Here is a 20,773-nt window from a genome sequence, read left to right as displayed (position 1 = left end):
GCTCAAAAAAAATAACAAGGAGTCAGCTTATGAAACGTCGTTTCGGGATTCGTACCCTGTGCAGTGCTGCCCTGGCGGTCACCGCGTTCAGTCTGAGCAGTGCGCTGCTCGCCGCCGACACCGTGAAGATCGGTTTTCTGGTCAAGCAGGCGGAAGAACCGTGGTTCCAGACCGAGTGGGCCTTCGCCGAAAAAGCCGCCAAGGACAAGGGCTTTGAACTGATCAAGATCGCCGTGCCGGATGGCGAGAAAACCCTCTCGGCCATCGACAGCCTGGCGGCCAATGGCGCCAAGGGCTTTGTCATCTGCCCGCCGGATGTCTCGCTCGGCCCGGCGATCATGGCCAAGGCCAAACTCAATGACCTCAAAGTGATTGCCGTCGATGACCGCTTCGTCGACGCCAACGGCAAGTTCATGGAAGACGTGCCGTACCTCGGCATGGCCGCGTTCGAAGTCGGCCAGAAGCAGGGTAACGCGATGGTTGCCGAAGCGAAGAAACGCAACTGGGACTGGAAAGACACCTACGCGGTGGTCAACACCTACAACGAACTCGACACTGGCAAGAAGCGCACCGACGGTTCGGTCAAATCCCTGGAAGACGCCGGTATGCCGAAGGATCACATCCTCTTCGCCGCGCTGAAAACCCTTGATGTGCCGGGCAGCATGGACGCCACCAACTCGGCGTTGGTGAAGCTGCCGAGCGCGGCGAAGAACCTGATCATCGGCGGCATGAATGACAACACCGTGCTCGGCGGCGTGCGCGCCACCGAAGCCGCCGGGTTCGCGGCGGCCAACGTGATCGGCATCGGCATCAACGGCACTGACGCCATTGGCGAACTGAAAAAGCCTAACAGCGGCTTCTTCGGTTCGATGCTGCCAAGCCCGCACATCGAAGGCTACAAAACCGCCGAGATGATTTACGAGTGGGTTACCACCGGCAAAGAACCGCCGAAGTACACGGCGATGGACGACGTCACCCTGATCACCCGCGAGAACTTCAAGCAAGAGCTGGAAAAAATCGGCCTGTGGAACTGACGGCTGCTCGAACGCTGTGAAGAGGTGGCTTTATGCACGCGCAAGTACAGACACATGAACAGGGCCGCGCCGGCAGCCTGCGCTTCAACGGGATCGGCAAAACCTTTCCCGGGGTGAAAGCGCTGGACGGCATCAGCTTCGTCGCCCATCCAGGTCAGGTTCACGCCTTGATGGGCGAGAACGGCGCCGGTAAATCGACCCTGCTGAAAATCCTCGGTGGCGCCTACATTCCGAGCAGCGGCGAGTTGCAGATCGGCGAGCGGACGATGGCTTTCAAGTCCACGGCCGACAGCATCGGCAACGGCGTCGCGGTGATCCACCAGGAGCTGCATCTGGTGCCGGAAATGACCGTGGCCGAGAACCTGTTTCTCGGTCATCTGCCGGCCAGTTTCGGTTTGATCAATCGCGCCACGCTGCGCCAGCAGGCGTTGAATTGCCTCAAAGGCCTGGCCGATGAAATTGATCCGCAGACCAGGGTCGGGCGCTTGTCCCTTGGCCAGCGGCAACTGGTCGAGATCGCCAAGGCGCTGTCGCGCGGTGCCCATGTGATTGCGTTCGACGAACCGACCAGCAGCCTCTCGGCCCGCGAAATCGACCGTTTGATGGCGATCATCGGGCGTCTGCGCGACGAGGGCAAAGTCGTGCTTTACGTGTCCCATCGTATGGAAGAAGTGTTCCGTATCTGCGACGCCGTTACGGTATTCAAGGACGGTCGCTACGTGCGCACCTTCGATGACATGAGCCAGTTGACCCACGATCAACTGGTGACCTGCATGGTCGGTCGCGACATTCAGGACATCTACGATTATCGCCATCGCCCGCGTGGCGCGGTGGCACTGAAAGTCGATGGCTTGCTGGGTCCTGGCCTGCGCGAGCCGGTCAGTTTCGAGGCGCACAAGGGCGAGATTCTCGGCCTGTTCGGTCTGGTCGGGGCAGGGCGTACCGAGCTGTTTCGATTGCTCAGCGGCCTGCAGCGCAATACCGCCGGACGCCTTGAATTACGCGGCCATGAATTGAAGTTGCGCTCACCGCGCGACGCGATTGCGGCGGGCATTCTGCTGTGCCCGGAAGACCGCAAGAAGGAGGGCATCATTCCTCTGGCCAGCGTGGCCGAGAACATCAACATCAGCGCCCGTGGCGCCAACTCCGGCCTTGGCTGCCTGCTGCGCGGAATGTGGGAGAAGGGCAACGCCGACAAGCAGATCAAGGCACTGAAAGTGAAAACGCCCCACGCCGGCCAGCCGATCAAATTCCTTTCCGGCGGCAACCAGCAGAAGGCCATTCTTGGCCGCTGGCTGTCGATGCCGATGAAAGTCCTGCTGCTCGACGAACCGACCCGCGGCATCGACATCGGCGCCAAGGCCGAGATCTACCAGATCATCCACAACCTCGCCGCCGATGGCATTGCGGTGATCGTGGTGTCCAGCGACCTGATGGAAGTGATGGGTATTTCCGACCGCATTCTGGTGCTCTGCGAAGGCGCCTTGCGCGGCGAAGTCAGCCGCGATCAGGCCAATGAATCCAACCTGCTGCAACTGGCTTTGCCGCGCCACCGCGCTGACGGCGTGGCGAACTGAGAGGTGACTATGATGACAACCCAAAACGAAACCCTGCCCAAAGAGCGCAAACCGCTGGACATGCGCCGCTTCCTCGACGACTGGGTCATGCTGCTAGCGGCCGTGGGCATTTTTGTCGCCTGTACCTTGCTGATCGACAACTTCCTTTCGCCACTGAACATGCGTGGCCTGGGCCTGGCGATTTCCACCACCGGCATTGCCGCGTGCACCATGTTGTATTGCCTGGCGTCGGGGCATTTCGACCTGTCGGTGGGCTCGGTGATTGCCTGCGCCGGGGTGGTCGCGGCGGTGGTGATGCGCGACACCAACAGCGTGTTCCTCGGCGTCAGCGCGGCGCTGGTAATGGGCCTGATTGTCGGGCTGATCAATGGCATCGTGATTGCCAAGCTGCGCGTCAATGCGCTGATCACCACGCTGGCGACGATGCAGATCGTCCGTGGCCTGGCTTACATTTTTGCCAACGGCAAAGCGGTGGGCGTGTCGCAGGAATCGTTCTTCGTCTTCGGCAACGGCCAGTTGTTTGGCGTACCGGTGCCGATCCTGATCACCATCGTCTGCTTCCTGTTCTTCGGCTGGCTGCTGAACTACACCACCTACGGGCGCAACACCATGGCCATCGGCGGTAACCAGGAAGCGGCATTGCTGGCCGGGGTCAACGTTGACCGGACCAAGATCATCATCTTCGCCGTGCACGGTGTGATCGGCGCGCTGGCCGGGGTGATCCTCGCTTCGCGCATGACCTCCGGGCAGCCAATGATCGGTCAGGGTTTCGAGCTGACGGTGATTTCGGCATGCGTATTGGGCGGGGTGTCGCTGAGCGGTGGGATCGGCATGATCCGGCATGTGATTGCCGGGGTGTTGATTCTGGCGATCATCGAGAATGCGATGAACCTGAAAAACATTGATACGTTCTACCAGTATGTGATTCGCGGTTCGATTCTGTTGCTGGCCGTCGTCATTGACCGTCTGAAGCAGCGCTAAAATCAAGAGCCCCTCACCCCAGCCCTCTCCCAGAGGGAGAGGGGGCCGACCGAGGTGTCTTGCGTAATCCGTCGACCTGAGAGTTCTCGTCGATTATGGATTCGTCATGCATCGACCTGAAAGATTGGGGCAATTATGGATTCGGTCAGCCACTTTCAGGTCGATGTATCTCCCAAATATCCCCCATTCAGTTCCTTCTCCCTCCGGGAGAGGGCTAGGGTGAGGGGCTTTTGATCTTCTCGCCTTTTGTCCGCCCCCCTAAATTTAACTTGCTCGCCCGCATCCGTTTCGGGTATCAATTTGTACATGATTAGACAGGTACGATTTGACAAGAAACAACGGGTGGTCGACGAACTCGTCCGGCGCATCGAAAGCGGCCTCATGGAGGACGGCTTTCTGTTGCCCGGGGAGCATCAGTTGGCTCAAGAATTCAAGGTCAGCCGTGGCACGCTGCGCGAAGCGCTGGCCGAACTGAAGCGGCGCAATTACATCGCCACGCAAAGCGGGGTCGGCTCGATCGTCACGTTCGACGGTGTGGTGCTCGACCAGCGCAGTGGCTGGGCGCAGGCGCTGGCCGACAGCGGCGCGCTGGTCAACACCGAAGTGCTGCGCCTCGAAGCCGTGACCCGGCCAGACCTGCTCTCGCGTTTCGGCACCGACCAATTCATCACCCTCGACCGTCGCCGGCGCTCCAATGACGGCACGCTGGTGTCTCTCGAACGTTCGTTGATGCCGGCCACCGGCGGCCTGGAAAGCCTGCCGCGCGTCGGTCTGATCGACAATTCCCTGACCATCACCCTGGCTGCCTATGGCTACATCGGCGAGCGCGGCGATCAGTGGATCGGCGCCGAACCGCTGAATGCCGTGGACGCCGAACTGCTCGGTCGTCCGGTGGGCACCGTTTTCCTCAAAGCCTTGCGCACCACCTACGACCGGCAGAACCGTTTCATGGAGCAGGTCGAAAGCTTGCTCGATCCGGTGCATTTCCGCCTGCACCTGCAGTTTGGAGAATCGAAATGACCGCGTTCAACCGTGCCCTCGGTGCGTTTTACGGCCTGGCCCTCGGTGATGCGCTGGGCATGCCGACGCAGTCGCTGAACCGCGAAACGATCAAGACCCGCTTCGGCCGGATCACCGATCTGCAGGACGCCGGTCCCTTGCAACCGATCGCCGCCAATATGCCCAAGGGGTCGATCACCGATGACACCGAACAGGCGATTCTGGTCGGTGAGTTGCTGATCGAAGGCAAGGGCCGCATCGAGCCGGCGATCCTCGCGCAGCGTCTGATCGAGTGGGAAGCCGAAATGCAGGCCAAGGGTTCGCAGGATTTGCTCGGGCCCTCGACCAAACGTGCCATCGAGATGATCCTCGCCGGGCATTCGGTCGAAGAGGCCGGGCGCTACGGCACCACCAACGGCGCAGCGATGCGCATTACTCCGGTAGGGATCGCGGCGGACGTCGCCGAGCCCCAGCGCTTCATCGCCGCCGTGGTACAGGCCTGTCAGGTCACCCACAACACCACGCTGGGGATTTCCAGTGCCGCGGCGGTGGCAGCGGTGGTCTCGGCCGGGATCAACGGCATGGACCTTGGCGAAGCGCTGAACCTCGGACAGCAGATTGCGCAACAGGCCGAAGCGCACGGGCACTGGGTCGCCGGTGGGCGTATCGCTTCGCGGATCAGTTGGGCGCGCAGCATCAGCGTCGACAGTGACAAGGCGTTGTTGGCGGACTTGCTGTACGACGTGATCGGCACGTCGGTGGCGTCGCAGGAATCGGTGGTGGTGTCGTTCGCCCTGGCGCAGCAAGTGGCGGTCGGCGAGATGAGCGCGTTCGATGCATTGTGCATGGCCGCCAGCCTGGGCGGTGACACCGACACCATCGCGGCGATTCTCGGCGCCATGCTCGGGGCCTGCCTGGGCCTTGAGAGCTGGCCGGTGCCGATGATTGCCACGGTGAAAGCGGTCAATCATCTGGAGCTTGAGCCGTTGGTGCAGGGGCTGTTGGCCCTGCGTTGACGGGCTACGCCAACGCTGGCAAGCCAGCTCCCACAGGGATTGGGCCTGTCTCAAGGTTAACTTTGAACCTGTGGGAGCTGGCTTGCCAGCGATAGGCGCACCGCATAATCGAATTTTCAACCCGCAATGGATCGCGCAGACAGGCCGAGGACGGCCGGGATGTCTTGTCGTTCTGCATCATTGCCACAACCACAATAAAGGCAAACAGGAGCACAGTTCATGAGTTCATCAAACGCCGGGCAAAGCGCCGGACAGCTGGAGACCCGGGGTATCGAACCGGTGCCGGAAGCCGAGTGCAACGGCCATCCGCTGCAACTGTTCTGGGTCTGGTTCGCCGCCAACATTTCCATTCTCGGTCTGCCGCTGGGCGCCACGCTGGTTGCGTTTCGCGGGCTGGCGATCTGGCAGGCGATCATCGTTGCGATTGTCGGCGCAGCCGGTTCGTTCGCGGTGGTGGGGATCATCTCGATCGCTGGCCGTCGTGGCCGTGCGCCGAGCCTGACCTTGTCGCGAGCGATCTTCGGTGTGCGCGGCAACATTGGCCCGACGCTGGTCTCACTGATGTCGCGGCTGGGCTGGGAAACCGTCAACACCACCACGGCGGCATTCGTGTTGCTGTCGCTGTGTTCGATCCTGTTCGGCTCGCCGGTGGAAGCGAAGAGTGCGCCAGTGCTGACGCTGATCTTCATCGCGATTTTCGTCCTGCTGACCCTGTCGGTTTCCGGCCTCGGCCACGCCACCCTGCTGGTGATCCAGAAGTGGGCGACTTATGTGTTCGGCGCGCTGAACATCCTGGTCGGCGGTTTTCTCTGCGCGACCATCGACTGGAGCGCGGTGTTCAACGCCACCCCGGCGCCGCTGAGCGCAATGATCATCGGTATCGGCACCATGGCTGCCGGCACCGGGATCGGCTGGGCCAACGCCGGTGCCGACATGTCGCGCTATCAGCACCGCAGCGTCAAAGCCGTGCGTCTGGTGGCGTCTGCCGCGTTCGGCGCCGGGATTCCGCTGGTGCTGCTGATTACCCTCGGCGGCCTGTTGTCGGTAGGCAACAATGATCTGGCGTCGGCGACTGACCCGATCGTGGCGATCCGCGACATGCTGCCGACGTGGATGGCCGTGCCATACCTGATCACTGCATTCGGCGGCCTGCTGCTGTCGAACAACCTGTCGGTGTACTCCGCCGGCCTAACCACGCTGACCCTCGGCCTCAAAGTCAAACGCGTCTACGCAGTGGTGGTGGACATCGTCGCGATCTTCGCCGGTTCGATCTACTTCATGCTGATTGCGGATAGCTTCTACGGCCCGTTCATCACCTTCATTTCCCTGCTGGCGGTGCCAATCACCGCGTGGGTCGGGATCTTCGTGGTTGATCTGATTCACCGCCACTACTACAGCCCCAAAGACCTGCTCGACGTCAGCCCGAGCAGCGCTTACTGGTATCGCGGCGGCATCGAATGGCGCGCGTTCGGCGCGTGGGCGATTGCCATCGTGCTCGGCTTCAGTTTCACCACCATTGGCACCACCGCCGAGAACGTCTGGTTCAAGGGCTTTCTGTCCGACTCGTGGCTGGGCCACAACGGTCTGGGCTGGATCGTGACCTTCGTGGTGGCCGGTGGCATTTACTTCGTCCTCGGCGGGGCGAAAGACCGTCGCGCTGCGCAAGTCGAGCGTGCTCATGCCTAAGATGTTGCACACCGGCCAGGTCATCATCGACTTGGTCATGGCCGTGGAAAAATTGCCGCAGGTCGGCGGTGATGTGCTGGCGCAATCGGCCGGTTTCGAAGCCGGCGGCGGTTTCAACGTGATGGCCGCTGCCGTGCGCAATGGCTTGCCAGTGGTTTATCTCGGTCGCCATGGCTCCGGGCGCTTCGGTGACCTGGCGCGTCAGGCGATGAATGACGAAGGCATTCATATCGGCATCCAGACGCCTGCGCCACGCGACACCGGGATTTGCGTGGCACTGACCGATGCGTCAGCTGAGCGCAGTTTCATTTCCTATATCGGCGCTGAAGGTGAGGTGACGGCGGAGGATCTGAACAGCGTTGCGGCGGAGGCAGGCGATTACGTTTATCTCAGCGGCTACAGCTTGCTGCATGAAGGCAAGGCGCAGGCGTTGCTCGACTGGACGTTGGCCTTACCGGATACGATCAACGTGGTGTTCGATCCGGGGCCTTTGGTCGAATCACCGGACTCACCGCTGATGCAGGCGCTGTTGCCGCGCATCGACGTGTGGACCAGCAACAGTGTCGAAGCGCTGCGGTTTACCGGCGCTGAAGAGATTGCATCTGCACTTGATCGTCTCTCTGAGCATCTACCCAAAGACGTATTGATGGTGGTCCGCGACGGTCCGCAAGGCTGCTGGATTCAACAGCATGGCGAGCGCCGGCATGTGCCGGGGTTTGTCGTTAAAGCGCTGGACAGCAATGGTGCTGGGGATGCGCACGCCGGGGTATTTGTCGCAGGGTTGGCGCAGGGATTGAACGCGCATGAGGCGGCACGCAGGGCGAATGCAGCGGCGGCTCTGGCGGTGACCCGGTGGGGGCCGGCGACTTCGCCGGAGGCTGCTGAAGTCGATGCGTTTATCCGCGAGTCACTCTGCGACTGATTTGTCGCTATCGCGGGCAAGCCAGCTCCCACAGGTTTTGATGGTGAACTGCTGCCGCAGGCTGCGATCTGTTGATCCGGAAATCAAAAGATCGCAGCGTGCAGCAGCACCGGAATGATCACGCGTTCACACAATCACCGCGCCGGGTCGTCGAGCTTTCGCGCCGCTTCAACCCCGGCCGCGCTGAGCTTGATCGGCAGGTTCAACGAGTGTTCGCCGGCCTCGTTGCAGGTCACATGACCATGGTGGATCAATCCGCGATCCTGCAGGGCGGCGAGGGCGCTGGCGACGACTTTTTCGCCGCGGTAATTGTCCAGCACCTCCTTGCCCAGACCACTGGGGTGAGCGTGCAGCAGGCGGGTGAGGACTTCTTTTTCCAGGTTTTTATCGACGTTCATGGTTACCTCTTCATGGATGTGAACAGGACGCTCGCGTCGGCGAACTACTGACTGCCGCCTTCGGAGCCCGAACCACCGGTGGTGGTTTTCGAGCCGATGCCGTGGCCGGCGTTATCGGGTGTAGCGGGGGAGTCAGGGGTGTTCATGCCACCCTGGCGGCCGGGATCGCTGCCTTGGGTGCGTGGGTCGGTGCCGGTGGCCGGTGGCTGGTTGATCAACGGAACACCGGAACCATCGGTGTTCATGCCGGGGGCACTGTTGATAACGGGGGCTCGCGGAGCCGGAGTCGGATCGGTGGGGCCGGTGCCCGCTGCGGTGGTAGAAGCGGCAAAAACCGCGGGACTCAGCAGGGCGGCGAAAACGAGGGCAGTCAACCTTGACGGGATCATAGGGCGTCTCCAGTGATTGAAATCCTTACCTGTCGTTGGTCTGCCCTCTTGTCCGATTGGTGCCTGATTAACGACGAACGGTCGAGACGCAGGACGATCAGCCGATGCCGATTTCCTCCTTGAACTGCTCCATGAAACCCTTCAGGCGTTGATGGCGGATCTGCGCCAGACCTTGACCGGCAGCGGTCTGGAAGCCCTCGGCCAGGTGCAGCAGTTTGGTCTGGAAGTGGTCGAGGCAAAAGCGCATGTCGTCGTAGTCGCGCTCTTTTGCTTCGGGATCATGTGGGTCATACAGCGCCGAACCCATGCGCCCGGCGACGTAGAACGTGCGAGCAACGCCGAGCATGCCCAATGAGTCGAGCCGGTCGGCGTCCTGGACGATTTTTGCCTCAAGCGTGAGCGGGCTGATGTTGGCGGAAAAGCTGTGGGCTTCGATGGCGTGGGCGACGCTGCTGATCTTGCTTTCGGGCCAGTCCAGCCCGGCCAGCACATTGGCGGCTTTCTTTGCGGCAAGACGCGAAGCCTGTGAGCGCAGCGGCGAGTTCTTTTCCACGGACACGCAATCGTGCAGCAGCACGGCGGCGAGCAACACTTCCAGGTCTCCACCTTCCTCGGCCTGCAAGGTGCGTACGTTGTGCCAGACCCGTTGCAGGTGGGCGAGGTCATGGGCGCCGTCTTCGGAGGGTTCGAGGGCGTGGGGCAGCAATTCGCGGGCGAGGGTGATCAGAGGGGCAAAAGCGTTGGCAGACATAAGTGTTCTTTCAGTTGAGTTGAGCTTCTGTGGCGAGGGAGCTTGTTGAATCGTCGCGCCGTTCCGCGCGACTGCGCGGCAGTCGCAAAACCCGGAAAACAAGCCCTGTCTGATAGATCACATTGGATGGAATTGGGGCCGCGCGCAACCCAGCGGGAGCAAGCCGCCTCGCCACAAAAGCCATGCAGCTTTAGTATGGCGCTTTCCATTTCCGACAAGGCCCGTTCATGACGATCGAAATCCGCCCGGCGACCCCCAGCGATGCTCCGCAAATCCTCGCCTTCATCACCGAACTGGCAGATTTCGAAAAGGCCCGCCACGAAGTGATCGCCAGCGTCACCGACATCGAGCGCAGCCTGTTCAGCGAAGGCGCTACCGCCCACGGTCTGATCTGCCTGCGCGACGGCTTGCCGATCGGCTTCGCGGTGTTCTTCTTCAGCTATTCGACGTGGCTCGGCAGCAACTGCCTGTACCTCGAAGACCTCTACATTACCCCCGAACAACGCGGCGGCGGTGCCGGCAAAACCTTGTTGCGCCACTTGGCGAAAATCGCCTGCGACAACGACTGCGGCCGTTTCGAGTGGAGCGTGCTGGAGTGGAACACCCCGGCCATCGACTTTTACAAATCCCTCGGCGCGCAGCCGCAGGAAGAATGGGTGCGCTATCGCATGGACGGCAAAGTGTTGCGCGAGTTCGCCGAGGGCTGAACAACAATGTTGGCGACCCCGTGCTGATTTGATTGTCGCCAGCCCTCTAGTCCGGCACTCTACGCGCCATTTTTGCGCGATCACGGACGACACCTGCAATGCCTCTGGCAAAATTTCTCCACGCCCGTGGAGCCTTCGCTGCGTCAACGAGTGACCGGCGATGAGCGGACTACGGGCGTCAATGCGTCTGTATGGCCTGGTGAAAAACTCAGGCTCCACCGACAACCCCACGCGTCAACCGGTCGACATTCTGTGCATGACAAATCGCAGGGGCGGCAGCGCGATTCGTGCGTTCGTGTCACGCCTTGATGCCGAGTTGATGACGCGCAGTTCCGGGCTCGCCGATTACCGCATGGTACCGCTGCGCACCTTCGATCCGACGGCGTTTATCGACGCTCATCAAGGCTGGCTGACGCTGCACGTCTGTTGCGGTTTCGTCGCCCCCGCCGGGCATTCGCTGCTCAAGGACGGCGGGTTGATGCCGATGGGCTGGTACGTCTATTCCGAGATCGGCCAGTGGACGGCCCAGCATCATCTCGACCTCGGCGCACAAATGGCCGAGCTGCTGCAATCGACTTACGAGCGTAATCACCTGCGCAACTACAACGCCTGGCTCAACGAACTCGACGACGCCTCGCCGGCCGAACTGGCCTGGCAAACCGACGAAGCCTGGCGACACCTGCAAACCGCCGCATCACCCGACAGCCGTGAGCATCGCCACGCCCTGTTCGACCCCGTCGACAACCGCTGGCGCTTCGCCGCGACCGACATCGATATTCATCAGCCGCACCCGGAACCCCTGAAGCAAGGAGCTTTGAATTGAGTGGTAAACCCGCTGCACGCGTCACCGACCCGACCGCCTGCCCACTGCCAGGCCATGGCACCAACCCGATAGCCTCCGGCTCGCCGAACGTCTTCTTCGACGGACTCGCCGCCGCGCGCATGACCGATAAATCGGCGTGCGGCAGTCCGATTACCGGAGCCGTTTCCGGCACCGTATTCATCAACGGCCTGAACGCGGCCACGCTCGATAGCACCGGTGGCCACGGCAATGTCGTGGTTGGTGGTTCGGGGACGGTGATCATTGGGCAGAGTGGTGGAGGGGCGGCGTTTAGTGGATTGTTGCCGATGCCGGTGCACTTTACGGACAGGTTGCAAGTGGTGAATGAGGACACCGGAGAGCCGGTGCCCTACCACCCCTACACGATTCAGCGCGGCGATGGCAGTGAGGAACCGGGAATTACGGATGCGTTGGGATTCACCCATACCGTCAGCTCGCATTTGGCTGAAACTATAAATTTGTTTGTGGAGTGATGATAAATGGCAGAAGGAAGTGCGACAGCAGACACTCCAGAAGTGCCGGTAGCTAGAAGGAATCCAGTTACCCATACGCTCACTTGTAAGACTGATCAGTCTGTTAAGCAAGCATCGGTAAAATTGCGGGATGTAATGGTATTTCTTGTTGGCGGGGCGGGCGATCAGGAAAGATATTATGTTGATGGCCCTAACCACAACGTCGATTACGTTCGAGACATGGTTGATGCAGATATCGAAGCTCTAGAAATCAAGAAGTACTGCACTACCTTGCCTCTTGGTTATAACGCGTTCATGAGTGAAGAGGATCTGGAAAATAATGTAATTGGTAAGATTTCAAACTGTAATACCGCCGTTTACATTATCGGTCATAGCTTGGGTGGGTGGAATGGCGCGCACCTATCGGCTGTTTTGTCCGATCGTGGATTTAAAGTCAAAATGCTGGTCACCCTAGACCCTGTAGGCCACGGAAAAATTGTCTACGGTATTTCGAAGATATACAGGCAGGTTCCTCAGCCAAAAGCGGAATATTGGGTGAATATCAGAGCTGCTGCAGTTGATTGGAATTTATCGGACGTCGTTGCGGATTTTGGTGAGCAATGGGAAATCTCCGCTGGACCGAATGTAATGGGACGGCTGGACATCAATCACGCGGATGCTAACTTTATGTACGCGCGACCTTTGCCTGGTGGCAAGTCAGCTCGACAGATTTTAAGGGAATCAATTTTGAAATGGACCAAGGAGTAACGTTTTGTGAGATTTATAACGTTGGCAGTCATGATTCTGATGGTCTCTGCGTGTTCTTTGAATCATGGTCGGCCTATCGCTAATTTACAGTACTCAAAGACTGATCGGCTTCGCAGTACCGGGATTTATCAAATTTATTTTTCGTCAGACGTAGAACTGCTTCAGTTGTTCAAGTCGTCTATTGGTCAGGGCCTTGTATGTTCGTTAACGGACGATCAAGATTTTTCACAGGCGCACCGTATAAAGCAATCCGGTTTCGGGTTCATTGAAAAAGTATCAACTGATTCACTGATCTATAGGGCGGATGTTCTTTTCGATGAGCAGGTAGATGATAAGGGTGAGGAAAGACGTCTCAAAGGAGATTTATTAGTCCCGTTTTTGAAATCCAGAGATTCCATTTCTTGTGTGTTTAGAGTTCATTCGACTACTTACAAAACGTATTTCTCGAAGATCATGCAAGTCCCGAGTGTAGATTTGATGAATCCGGGAACTGCAGAGTAGCCGCATATTTTAGCGGCCTTGCCTACTTTGAAGGCCGTTTCCACCATGACCAGTTCGTGTCCATATTATGGGTTTACGACCATTGGGTAATAATAAGACGGCTCGCAGTATTTTTAATAAATTGGTTTCGAATTTCTTCAAGGAGTGAAGCTCGCACCACGATATTTTTTTGATCTGTTCGGTAAATAACGATCATCACTACTTCTTCGATCCGAATCTGCATGAACTCCGGTTTGCAGAGGAAGAATTTTCAATCTGAAAAATCCCATAATATGGGATGTGAAATTACATATTGAGATTTACCGTCTGAGAGGTCTATAGTCCGTCGCACTCACTGCCAAAAACAAAACAGGTGAAGCGATGCAGGCGCAATTGATCGCGCTCGATTGGGGGACGACCTCATTACGTGCTTACAAACTCGCGGCGGGCGGGGTGGTGCTGGAGCAGCGTGCGCTGGCGTCCGGGATCATGCAGTTGCCCGCGACTTCGCGAGTCATCAACGGTCGCGAATGCACTGACGGTTTTGAACTGGCCTTTGATGACGCGTGCGGCGACTGGCTCGACGCGCAGCCGGATCTGCCGGTGATCGCCTGCGGCATGGTCGGCAGCGCCCAAGGCTGGCGCGAAGCGGCCTACTGCGAAACACCGGCGAACGTCGCCCATCTCGGAAATTCCCTACAAACACTGGCCAGTCTGCGCGGCACGCGGGTGCACATCGTGCCGGGCGTGATTCAGCGTTCACACCTGCCCAACGTGATGCGCGGCGAAGAAACCCAGGTCCTCGGCGTGCTGCAGAATCTGCCGGCCGAGGCGAGCGGCGATCTGTTGATCGGTCTGCCGGGCAGCCATTCCAAATGGGTGGAGGTGGTCGATGGCTGCATCACTCATTTCGATACCTTCATGACCGGCGAAGTGTTCGCCGTGCTCAGCGAACACAGCATCCTTGGCCGTACCCAACAGCACGGCGCGGCTTTCGATGGCCCGGCGTTCGACCGTGGCGTGCAGGTGGCGCTGTCGGCGGACGGCGAGCTGGGCGTTCTATCGACGCTGTTCAGTGCCCGCACCCTGGGCCTGACCGGCGAACTCGGCGCCAGTGCGCAACCTGATTATTTGTCCGGCCTGTTGATCGGTCATGAACTGGCGGCACTCGCCACGGTTCAGCGCCGCCGCCGCAACAGCGCGCAGCTTCCTTCGATCATCCTCATCGGCAATGCGCAACTCTGCGCGCGTTACAGCCGTGCCCTCGACGCCTGCGGTTTCGCCGCGGTGACGCTGGCCGAGCAGGCCACAGAGCGTGGTTTGTGGCAACTGGCGCTGGCCGCCGGACTGCTCGATTCCTCATCCCGTTAACCCTGACTGGAGGCCTGACATGCTCAAGCAAGCATTGGCGCAAAACGGTCTGATCGCGATCCTGCGTGGCCTGCATCCGCAGGAAGCCGCTGCGGTCGGAGAAGTCCTGTATGCAGCTGGATTTCGCGTCATCGAAGTACCGCTCAATTCCCCTTCGCCGTACGAAAGTATCCGCATCCTGCGCAAGACCTTGCCCGCCGATTGCCTGATCGGTGCCGGCACGGTGTTGACCCCGGAACAGGTCGAGTTGGTGAAAGAAGCCGGCGGGCAAGTGATCGTCATGCCGCACAGCGACGCCAAGGTCTTGCGCGCGGCGAAAGCGGCGGGGCTGTTTCTGTCGCCAGGTGTGGCCACACCGACCGAAGCATTCGCGGCGCTGGCGGAGGGCGCAGACATTCTGAAGCTGTTCCCCGCCGAGCAGATGGGCCCGGCGGTCGTCAAAGCCTGGCTGGCGGTGTTGCCATCCGGGACGGTTCTGGCGCCGGTTGGCGGTATTACGCCGGACAACATGCAGGCGTTCATCGACGCCGGCGTGAAAGGTTTCGGCCTCGGTTCCGGGCTGTTCAAACCGGGCATGACGCCGCAGCAAGTGGCGGTGAACGCCGAGGCCTACGTGGCCGCGTGGAAGGCGCTTGGTTAAGACTTTTTGGCGCTGCGTGCGCTGCATCTAACAAGAGAGACAAACAGATGAAAATCACCAAACTCACCACCTTCATCGTCCCGCCGCGCTGGTGCTTCCTCAAGGTCGAAACCGATGAAGGCGTGACCGGTTGGGGTGAACCCGTGGTTGAAGGTCGGGCGCACACCGTGGCCGCTGCCGTCGAAGAATTGTCCGACTACCTGATCGGCAAAGACCCACGCAATATCGAGGACATCTGGACGGTGCTGTATCGCGGCGGCTTCTACCGTGGCGGCGCGATACACATGAGTGCGCTGGCTGGTATCGATCAGGCGCTATGGGACATCAAGGGCAAGGCCCTCGGCGTATCGGTCAGTGACCTGCTCGGTGGGCAGGTGCGCGACAAAATTCGCGTGTACTCGTGGATCGGTGGCGACCGTCCGGCCGACACCGCGCGCGCGGCGAAAGAGGCGGTGAGCCGTGGTTTCACCGCGGTGAAAATGAACGGCACCGAAGAACTGCAATTCCTCGATACCTTCGAAAAAGTCGATCTGGCGCTGGCCAACGTCGCTGCAGTGCGTGATGCGGTCGGGCCGAACGTTGGCATCGGCGTCGACTTCCATGGTCGCGTGCACAAACCGATGGCCAAGGTGCTGATGAAGGAGCTCGATCCGTACAAACTGATGTTCATCGAAGAGCCGGTGCTCAGCGAAAACTACGAAGCATTGAAGGAGCTGGCGCCATTGACCAGCACGCCGATCGCTCTCGGCGAGCGGCTGTTCTCGCGCTGGGACTTTAAACGGGTGTTGAGTGAAGGCTACGTCGACATCATCCAGCCGGATGCCTCCCACGCGGGCGGCATCACTGAGACCCGCAAGATCGCCAACATGGCCGAAGCCTACGACGTGGCGTTGGCGCTGCATTGCCCGTTGGGGCCGATTGCGCTGGCCGCGTGTTTGCAATTGGACGCGGCTTGTTACAACGCGTTTATCCAGGAGCAGAGCCTGGGCATCCATTACAACGAGAGCAACGATTTGCTCGACTACGTGAAAGACCCACGGGTGTTCGACTACGACCAGGGTTTCGTGAAGATTCCGAACGGGCCGGGACTGGGTATCGAGATCAACGAGGAATACGTGATCGAACGCGCCGCCGTCGGCCACCGCTGGCGTAACCCGATCTGGCGCCATGCCGATGGCAGTTTTGCCGAGTGGTGAGTCCCTCCTGACCTACCACTAAACCCTGTGGGAGCTGGCTTGCCAGCGATGAAGGCGGCACGTCCGACACTGATGTGACAGACGCACCGCTATCGCTGGCAAGCCAGCTCCCACAGGGTTCGGCGCACGCTCTACGACTGTCCTCAAATAATCATAAGAAGAGGCACCCCCCATGCCACCGCAAACCCTCACCGGGCAGGCGTCTTTAGTCACGCCCAGCCGCAAGCGGTTTTTCATCATGGTGCTGCTGTTCATCACCGTGGTCATCAACTACCTCGATCGCAGCAACCTGTCGATTGCCGCGCCCGCGCTGACCAGCGAACTGGGCATTGATCCGGTTCACGTCGGGCTGATTTTCTCGGCGTTCGGCTGGACCTACGCCGCGATGCAAATCCCCGGCGGCTGGCTGGTCGATCGCGTGCCGCCGCGCATTCTTTATAGCGTCGCGTTGCTGCTGTGGTCGCTGGCCACGGTGATGCTCGGCTTTGCAGCCAGCTTCATTGCGCTGTTTGTGCTGCGCATGGCGGTCGGTGCGCTGGAAGCGCCGGCTTATCCTATCAACAGCCGTGTGGTGACGACCTGGTTTCCTGAGCGCGAGCGGGCCACGGCGATTGGTTTTTACACGTCGGGGCAGTTTGTCGGGCTGGCGTTTCTGACCCCGGTACTGGCCTGGCTGCAACATGAGTTCGGCTGGCACATGGTGTTCGTCGCCACCGGTGCAGCGGGGATTGTCTGGGCGGCGATCTGGTACGCGGTGTATCGCGAGCCGCGAGACTTCAAAGGCGTCAACCAAGGCGAAATCGACCTGATTCGTGAGGGCGGTGGGCTGGTCGATATTCAGCAGGAGACGGCCAAGGTCAAAGCCAGGTTCAGCTGGACCGATCTGGGTATCGTCCTGACCAAGCGCAAGTTGTGGGGCATCTACCTCGGCCAGTTCTGCCTGAACTCGACGCTGTGGTTCTTCCTCACGTGGTTCCCGACCTATCTGGTGAAATATCGCGGCATGGACTTCATCAAGTCCGGCCTGCTGGCGTCGCTGCCATTTCTGGCTGCTTTCGTCGGTGTGCTGTGCTCGGGGTTCTTTTCCGACTTGTTGATTCGGCGTGGCTGCAGCGTCGGGTTTGCGCGCAAGTTGCCGATCATTGGCGGGCTGCTGATTTCTACCTCGATCATCGGCGCCAATTTCGTTGAATCGACACCGCTGGTGATTGCCTTCCTGGCGCTGGCGTTTTTCGGCAACGGGCTGGCGTCGATCACCTGGTCGCTGGTTTCGACCCTCGCTCCGGCACGTTTGCTCGGTTTGACCGGCGGGGTGTTCAATTTCATCGGCAACCTGTCGGCAATTGCCACGCCGATTGTCATCGGTTTCCTCGCCAGCGGTGATTCGTTCGCCCCGGCAATCACCTACATCGCGGTTCTGGCGCTGATCGGTGCGTTGTCCTACGTGCTGCTGGTGGGCAAGGTCGAACGTATCGAGTTGTAGTGCTCCGCCTCGGGCGACCATAATGCCGCCCGTTCCCTCGCTCAACGGTAAAGGCTGGATATGCAGGAAGACGCCCCGGAAAAAACCAAGGACGCCGCACCCACCGGCACTCAGACACTGCTTCGCGGCCTGGGCGTGGTGCAGGCGGTGGCCAGTGGCGCCCGCGATCTGAAAGAGATTGCCCGGCTGATCGGCACCACGCGCAGCACCACCCATCGCTTGGCCAGTTGTCTGGTGGATGAGCGCTACCTGCGCGTGGTCCCGCAAATGGGTTATCTGCTGGGGCCGAAGCTGATCGAGCTGGGGTTTCAGGCACGCGAAGAGTTGCCGCTGGTGAGTCTGGCCGGACCGTATCTGGACGAGTTGTCGGCGCTGACCGGGGACACCGTGCATCTGGGTATTCGTGAAGGCGACGAGGTGCTGTATCTGCTGAAGAATCCGGGGCGCAATGGCCCGGAAATGCGTTCGCGGGTCGGCCATCGCATGCCGCTGGCGCGAACCGGGATCGGCAAGGCGTTGATGCTCGATGACTCGCCGCAGGATTGGCAGCGCCTGTACGACATCAGCCTGCCGGCGGGTGGGAAAAGTCAGTTCTGGCCGCAACATCCCCAGCAATCGTGGGAACAGCTTGAGCAGCGCATGACCGATTACGTGGCCGGCGGCTACGCTTTCGATCTGGAGGACAACGAACCGTCGATCCGCTGCGTGGCGGCACCGATTCGTGATGCGAGCAAGCGCATTGTGGCGGCGATCAGCATCGCCAGCACCGTGCCGTACATGCCGCTGGAAAAAATGGCCGAGCTGATCCCCCTGATCAAAGGGGTCACAGCCCGGCTGTCGGCGGAGCTTGGCTTGAAGGTGTGAGGCCTTAAACCTTGAGCGTCGCCATGTCGATCACGAAGCGGTATTTCACGTCGCCGGCGATCATCCGCGCGTAAGCCTCGTTGATCTGGCGGATGTCGAGCATTTCGATGTCGCAGGTGATGTTGTGCTCGGCGCAGAAATCCAGCACTTCCTGGGTTTCGGCGATGCCGCCGATCAACGAACCGGCCAGCACGCGACGGCCCAGCACCAGGTTGGCTGCATGCACCGGCGGGTCGATCGGCTCGATCAGTCCCACCAGAATATGCACGCCATCAAAGCGCAGGGTTTGCAGGTACGGGTTGAGGTCGTGCTGCACCGGAATGGTGTCCAGCAGAAAATCGAACTGGCCTGCGGCGGCAGCCATCTGTTCGGCATCGGTGGAGACGATCACATGATCGGCACCCTGACGACGACCTTCTTCGGCCTTGCTCGCCGAACGGGTGAACAACGTCACTTCCGCGCCCAGGGCCTTGGCGAATTTGATGCCCATGTGGCCAAGGCCGCCCATGCCGAGAATACCGACCTTGTCACCGGCCTTCACGCCGTAGTGCTTGAGCGGCGAGTAGGTGGTGATGCCGGCGCAGAGGATTGGCGCGGCGCTGGCCAGGTCGAGTTTTTCCGGGATGCGTACCACGAAGTGCTCGCTGACGACGATGCAGTCCGAATAGCCGCCCATGGTGTTGCTGCCGTCGACCCGGTCCGGGGTGGCGTAAGTCATGGTCGGGCCTTCGAGGCAGTATTGCTCGAGGTTCTGCTGGCAGGCGGCGCAGGTGCGGCAGGAGTCGACCATGCAGCCAACGCCGACCAGATCTCCGACTTTATGTTGGGTGACGTTCGCACCGACGGCGGTGACTTTTCCGACGATCTCGTGGCCGGGCATCAGCGGATACACAGCGATGCCCCATTCGTTGCGGGCCTGGTGGATGTCGGAGTGGCAGACGCCGCAATACAGGATCTCGATCGCCACGTCGTCAGCGCGAGGGCTGCGGCGTTCGAATTTCATCGGGGCGAGGGGAGTGGTGGCCGATTGAGCGGCATAACCGATAGCGGTGTACATGAATAACCTCGCAGAAGCAGTGACAGGTGAGGTGGCGCATTCTGGGCGTCGTCTGTCGCGGCGGCCATGACGATTCCTCCGGGTCTCATGCCTAATCCTCCGGCATGCAGGTTTCGGCGAGCGCATGGGCAAAAGGATCTGCGATGATGCTTGCATGCCTTTTTCCGTGACTTTTTTGAAGACCCCTCCGATGCAGTTGACCCGCCATCTTGATGCCAATGCCACGCTGGTTTCGCTGATCGAGCCGCTGGCGCTTTGCGACGGTTACAGCCAGACCGGGCTGCCGGGCGTGCAGGTCTTGCGCGCCAGTTGCGACGTGGCGCGTGGCCCGCATATTTATGAGCCGAGCCTGATGATCATCGCTCAGGGCAGCAAACTGGCGTTTCTCGGCCCGCGCACTATGGAGTACGGCGCCGGGCACTACCTGATTCAGGCGCTGCCGGTGCCGTTCGAGTGCGAAACCTTTGCCTTGCCCGATGCGCCGTTGCTGGGCGTGTCGGTGGCCATCGATCGGGTGCTGCTCGGCGAGTTGGTGCTGGCCATGGGGCTGGCGCCGGGGCGGCACATTCCGGCACAGACGCCGGAGTCGATGACCTCGGTGGTGCTCGATGATGACATGCGCGGCTGTGTCGAGCGCTTGCTGCGCTGCCTGCACGATCCGCTGGAGCGCCAGATTCTCGGACCGGCGCGGGTGCGCGAATTGTTGTTCACCGCACTGCGCGGGCCGCAGGCCGATGTGTTGCGTGCACTGGTGGAGCAGCAGGGACAGTTTGCCCGGGTCGCTGCGTCGATCAGTCACCTGCATGCGCATTACACCGAACCATTGAATGTCGAGACCCTGGCCAGTTGCGCGAACATGAGCGTTTCGTCCTTTCACGAGCACTTCAAACGCAGCACGTTGCTGTCGCCGGTGCAGTACCTGAAGCGCTTGCGATTGCTCAAGGCGCAGACGTTGCTGGTGGCGGAAGGGCTGGGCGTGGCGCAGGTGGCGCATCGGGTGGGGTATCAGAGCACGTCGCAGTTCAGTCGCGAGTACAAGCGTTACTTCGAGCGCAGCCCTGGCGACGAACGCGTGGCCTGAGTCTGCGCGGATCCCTTGTAGGAGTGTTGAAACAGAAATCATGGGCAACAAAAAGGCCCCCATCTCGGGAGCCTCGTTGT

At 60.3% G+C, this 20,773-nt stretch carries 21 protein-coding genes; 17 read left to right on the top strand and 4 right to left on the bottom strand.

Features of this window, described 5'->3' with window-relative positions; genetic code table 11:
• The first annotated feature begins 29 nt into the window (after positions 1–29).
• The 7 genes from ACXX9E_RS25680 to ACXX9E_RS25650 all read left to right on the top strand — a co-directional run bounded on the left by ACXX9E_RS25680 (position 30) and on the right by ACXX9E_RS25650 (position 8,215).
• Positions 30–1,034 (top strand): substrate-binding domain-containing protein, encoded by a 1,005-nt coding sequence (locus ACXX9E_RS25680; RefSeq protein WP_458556401.1) that lies wholly within the window; start codon positions 30–32, stop codon positions 1,032–1,034.
• 32 nt (positions 1,035–1,066) lie between these two features.
• Positions 1,067–2,611 carry an L-arabinose ABC transporter ATP-binding protein AraG gene (gene araG, locus ACXX9E_RS25675; RefSeq protein WP_429540547.1) on the top strand — a complete coding sequence of 515 codons (1,545 nt, stop codon included), beginning with the start codon at positions 1,067–1,069 and terminating at the stop codon, positions 2,609–2,611.
• A gap of 12 nt (positions 2,612–2,623) precedes the next feature.
• A complete protein-coding gene (araH, locus tag ACXX9E_RS25670; RefSeq protein ID WP_026000669.1) occupies positions 2,624–3,592 on the top strand; it encodes an L-arabinose ABC transporter permease AraH in 969 nt (322 codons plus the stop codon).
• 306 nt (positions 3,593–3,898) lie between these two features.
• Positions 3,899–4,612 (top strand): GntR family transcriptional regulator, encoded by a 714-nt coding sequence (locus tag ACXX9E_RS25665; protein ID WP_458556400.1) that lies wholly within the window; start codon positions 3,899–3,901, stop codon positions 4,610–4,612.
• Positions 4,609–5,607 carry an ADP-ribosylglycohydrolase family protein gene (locus ACXX9E_RS25660; RefSeq protein ID WP_458556399.1) on the top strand — a complete coding sequence of 333 codons (999 nt, stop codon included), beginning with the start codon at positions 4,609–4,611 and terminating at the stop codon, positions 5,605–5,607. Before ACXX9E_RS25665 ends, ACXX9E_RS25660 begins: the two co-directional genes overlap by 4 nt.
• Before the next feature lie 219 nt (positions 5,608–5,826).
• Positions 5,827–7,293 carry a purine-cytosine permease family protein gene (locus ACXX9E_RS25655; RefSeq protein ID WP_123466752.1) on the top strand — a complete coding sequence of 489 codons (1,467 nt, stop codon included), beginning with the start codon at positions 5,827–5,829 and terminating at the stop codon, positions 7,291–7,293.
• A complete protein-coding gene (locus ACXX9E_RS25650) occupies positions 7,286–8,215 on the top strand; it encodes a PfkB family carbohydrate kinase (protein WP_458556398.1) in 930 nt (309 codons plus the stop codon). The genes ACXX9E_RS25655 and ACXX9E_RS25650 overlap by 8 nt, the downstream gene beginning before the upstream one ends.
• A 134-nt stretch (positions 8,216–8,349) precedes the next feature.
• Here the strand turns inward: ACXX9E_RS25650 and ACXX9E_RS25645 are convergent, their stop codons facing one another.
• The 3 genes from ACXX9E_RS25645 to ACXX9E_RS25635 form a co-directional block, all read right to left on the bottom strand.
• On the bottom strand, positions 8,350–8,613 hold the full coding sequence (locus ACXX9E_RS25645; protein WP_123466748.1) for a hypothetical protein: 264 nt from the start codon (positions 8,611–8,613) through the stop codon (positions 8,350–8,352).
• 44 nt (positions 8,614–8,657) lie between these two features.
• On the bottom strand, positions 8,658–9,002 hold the full coding sequence (locus tag ACXX9E_RS25640) for a hypothetical protein (protein WP_128614936.1): 345 nt from the start codon (positions 9,000–9,002) through the stop codon (positions 8,658–8,660).
• 97 nt (positions 9,003–9,099) lie between these two features.
• A complete protein-coding gene (locus ACXX9E_RS25635) occupies positions 9,100–9,753 on the bottom strand; it encodes an HD domain-containing protein (protein WP_267802850.1) in 654 nt (217 codons plus the stop codon).
• Positions 9,754–9,980: 227 nt separating this feature from the next.
• Here ACXX9E_RS25635 and ACXX9E_RS25630 point away from each other — a divergent pair, with 227 nt between their 5' ends.
• The 9 genes from ACXX9E_RS25630 (at position 9,981) to ACXX9E_RS25590 (ending at position 18,555) form a co-directional block, all read left to right on the top strand.
• Positions 9,981–10,460, top strand: a complete 480-nt coding sequence (locus ACXX9E_RS25630) for a GNAT family N-acetyltransferase (RefSeq protein ID WP_123466742.1) — start codon at positions 9,981–9,983, stop codon at positions 10,458–10,460.
• A 160-nt stretch (positions 10,461–10,620) separates the two neighbouring features.
• A complete protein-coding gene (locus tag ACXX9E_RS25625; RefSeq protein ID WP_267802853.1) occupies positions 10,621–11,283 on the top strand; it encodes a hypothetical protein in 663 nt (220 codons plus the stop codon).
• Positions 11,280–11,774, top strand: a complete 495-nt coding sequence (locus tag ACXX9E_RS25620) for a PAAR domain-containing protein (RefSeq protein WP_122842539.1) — start codon at positions 11,280–11,282, stop codon at positions 11,772–11,774. Before ACXX9E_RS25625 ends, ACXX9E_RS25620 begins: the two co-directional genes overlap by 4 nt.
• Before the next feature lie 6 nt (positions 11,775–11,780).
• Positions 11,781–12,521, top strand: a complete 741-nt coding sequence (locus ACXX9E_RS25615) for an alpha/beta hydrolase (protein WP_128616075.1) — start codon at positions 11,781–11,783, stop codon at positions 12,519–12,521.
• Between the two features lie 861 nt (positions 12,522–13,382).
• Positions 13,383–14,372 carry a 2-dehydro-3-deoxygalactonokinase gene (locus ACXX9E_RS25610; protein WP_458556397.1) on the top strand — a complete coding sequence of 330 codons (990 nt, stop codon included), beginning with the start codon at positions 13,383–13,385 and terminating at the stop codon, positions 14,370–14,372.
• Positions 14,373–14,391: 19 nt separating this feature from the next.
• Positions 14,392–15,012 carry a 2-dehydro-3-deoxy-6-phosphogalactonate aldolase gene (locus tag ACXX9E_RS25605; protein WP_186744913.1) on the top strand — a complete coding sequence of 207 codons (621 nt, stop codon included), beginning with the start codon at positions 14,392–14,394 and terminating at the stop codon, positions 15,010–15,012.
• Between the two features lie 47 nt (positions 15,013–15,059).
• A complete protein-coding gene (dgoD, locus tag ACXX9E_RS25600; RefSeq protein WP_016770960.1) occupies positions 15,060–16,208 on the top strand; it encodes a galactonate dehydratase in 1,149 nt (382 codons plus the stop codon).
• Between the two features lie 172 nt (positions 16,209–16,380).
• Positions 16,381–17,691, top strand: a complete 1,311-nt coding sequence (locus ACXX9E_RS25595) for an MFS transporter (RefSeq protein ID WP_186744911.1) — start codon at positions 16,381–16,383, stop codon at positions 17,689–17,691.
• A gap of 60 nt (positions 17,692–17,751) precedes the next feature.
• Positions 17,752–18,555: an IclR family transcriptional regulator gene (locus ACXX9E_RS25590; protein WP_123466734.1), complete on the top strand. Its 804-nt coding sequence runs from the start codon at positions 17,752–17,754 to the stop codon at positions 18,553–18,555.
• A gap of 4 nt (positions 18,556–18,559) precedes the next feature.
• On the opposite strand, the gene ACXX9E_RS25585 is transcribed toward ACXX9E_RS25590, so the two are convergent.
• Positions 18,560–19,612 carry an NAD(P)-dependent alcohol dehydrogenase gene (locus ACXX9E_RS25585; RefSeq protein ID WP_458556396.1) on the bottom strand — a complete coding sequence of 351 codons (1,053 nt, stop codon included), beginning with the start codon at positions 19,610–19,612 and terminating at the stop codon, positions 18,560–18,562.
• Positions 19,613–19,802: 190 nt separating this feature from the next.
• Here ACXX9E_RS25585 and ACXX9E_RS25580 point away from each other — a divergent pair, with 190 nt between their 5' ends.
• A complete protein-coding gene (locus ACXX9E_RS25580; protein WP_007961974.1) occupies positions 19,803–20,693 on the top strand; it encodes an AraC family transcriptional regulator in 891 nt (296 codons plus the stop codon).
• Positions 20,694–20,773: the final 80 nt, after the last annotated feature.

The sequence above is a fragment of the Pseudomonas sp. GNP014 genome, from assembly GCF_054344005.1.
Note: the sequence above shows the minus strand (reverse complement) of the source record. Positions and strands in the feature narration are given on the sequence as shown.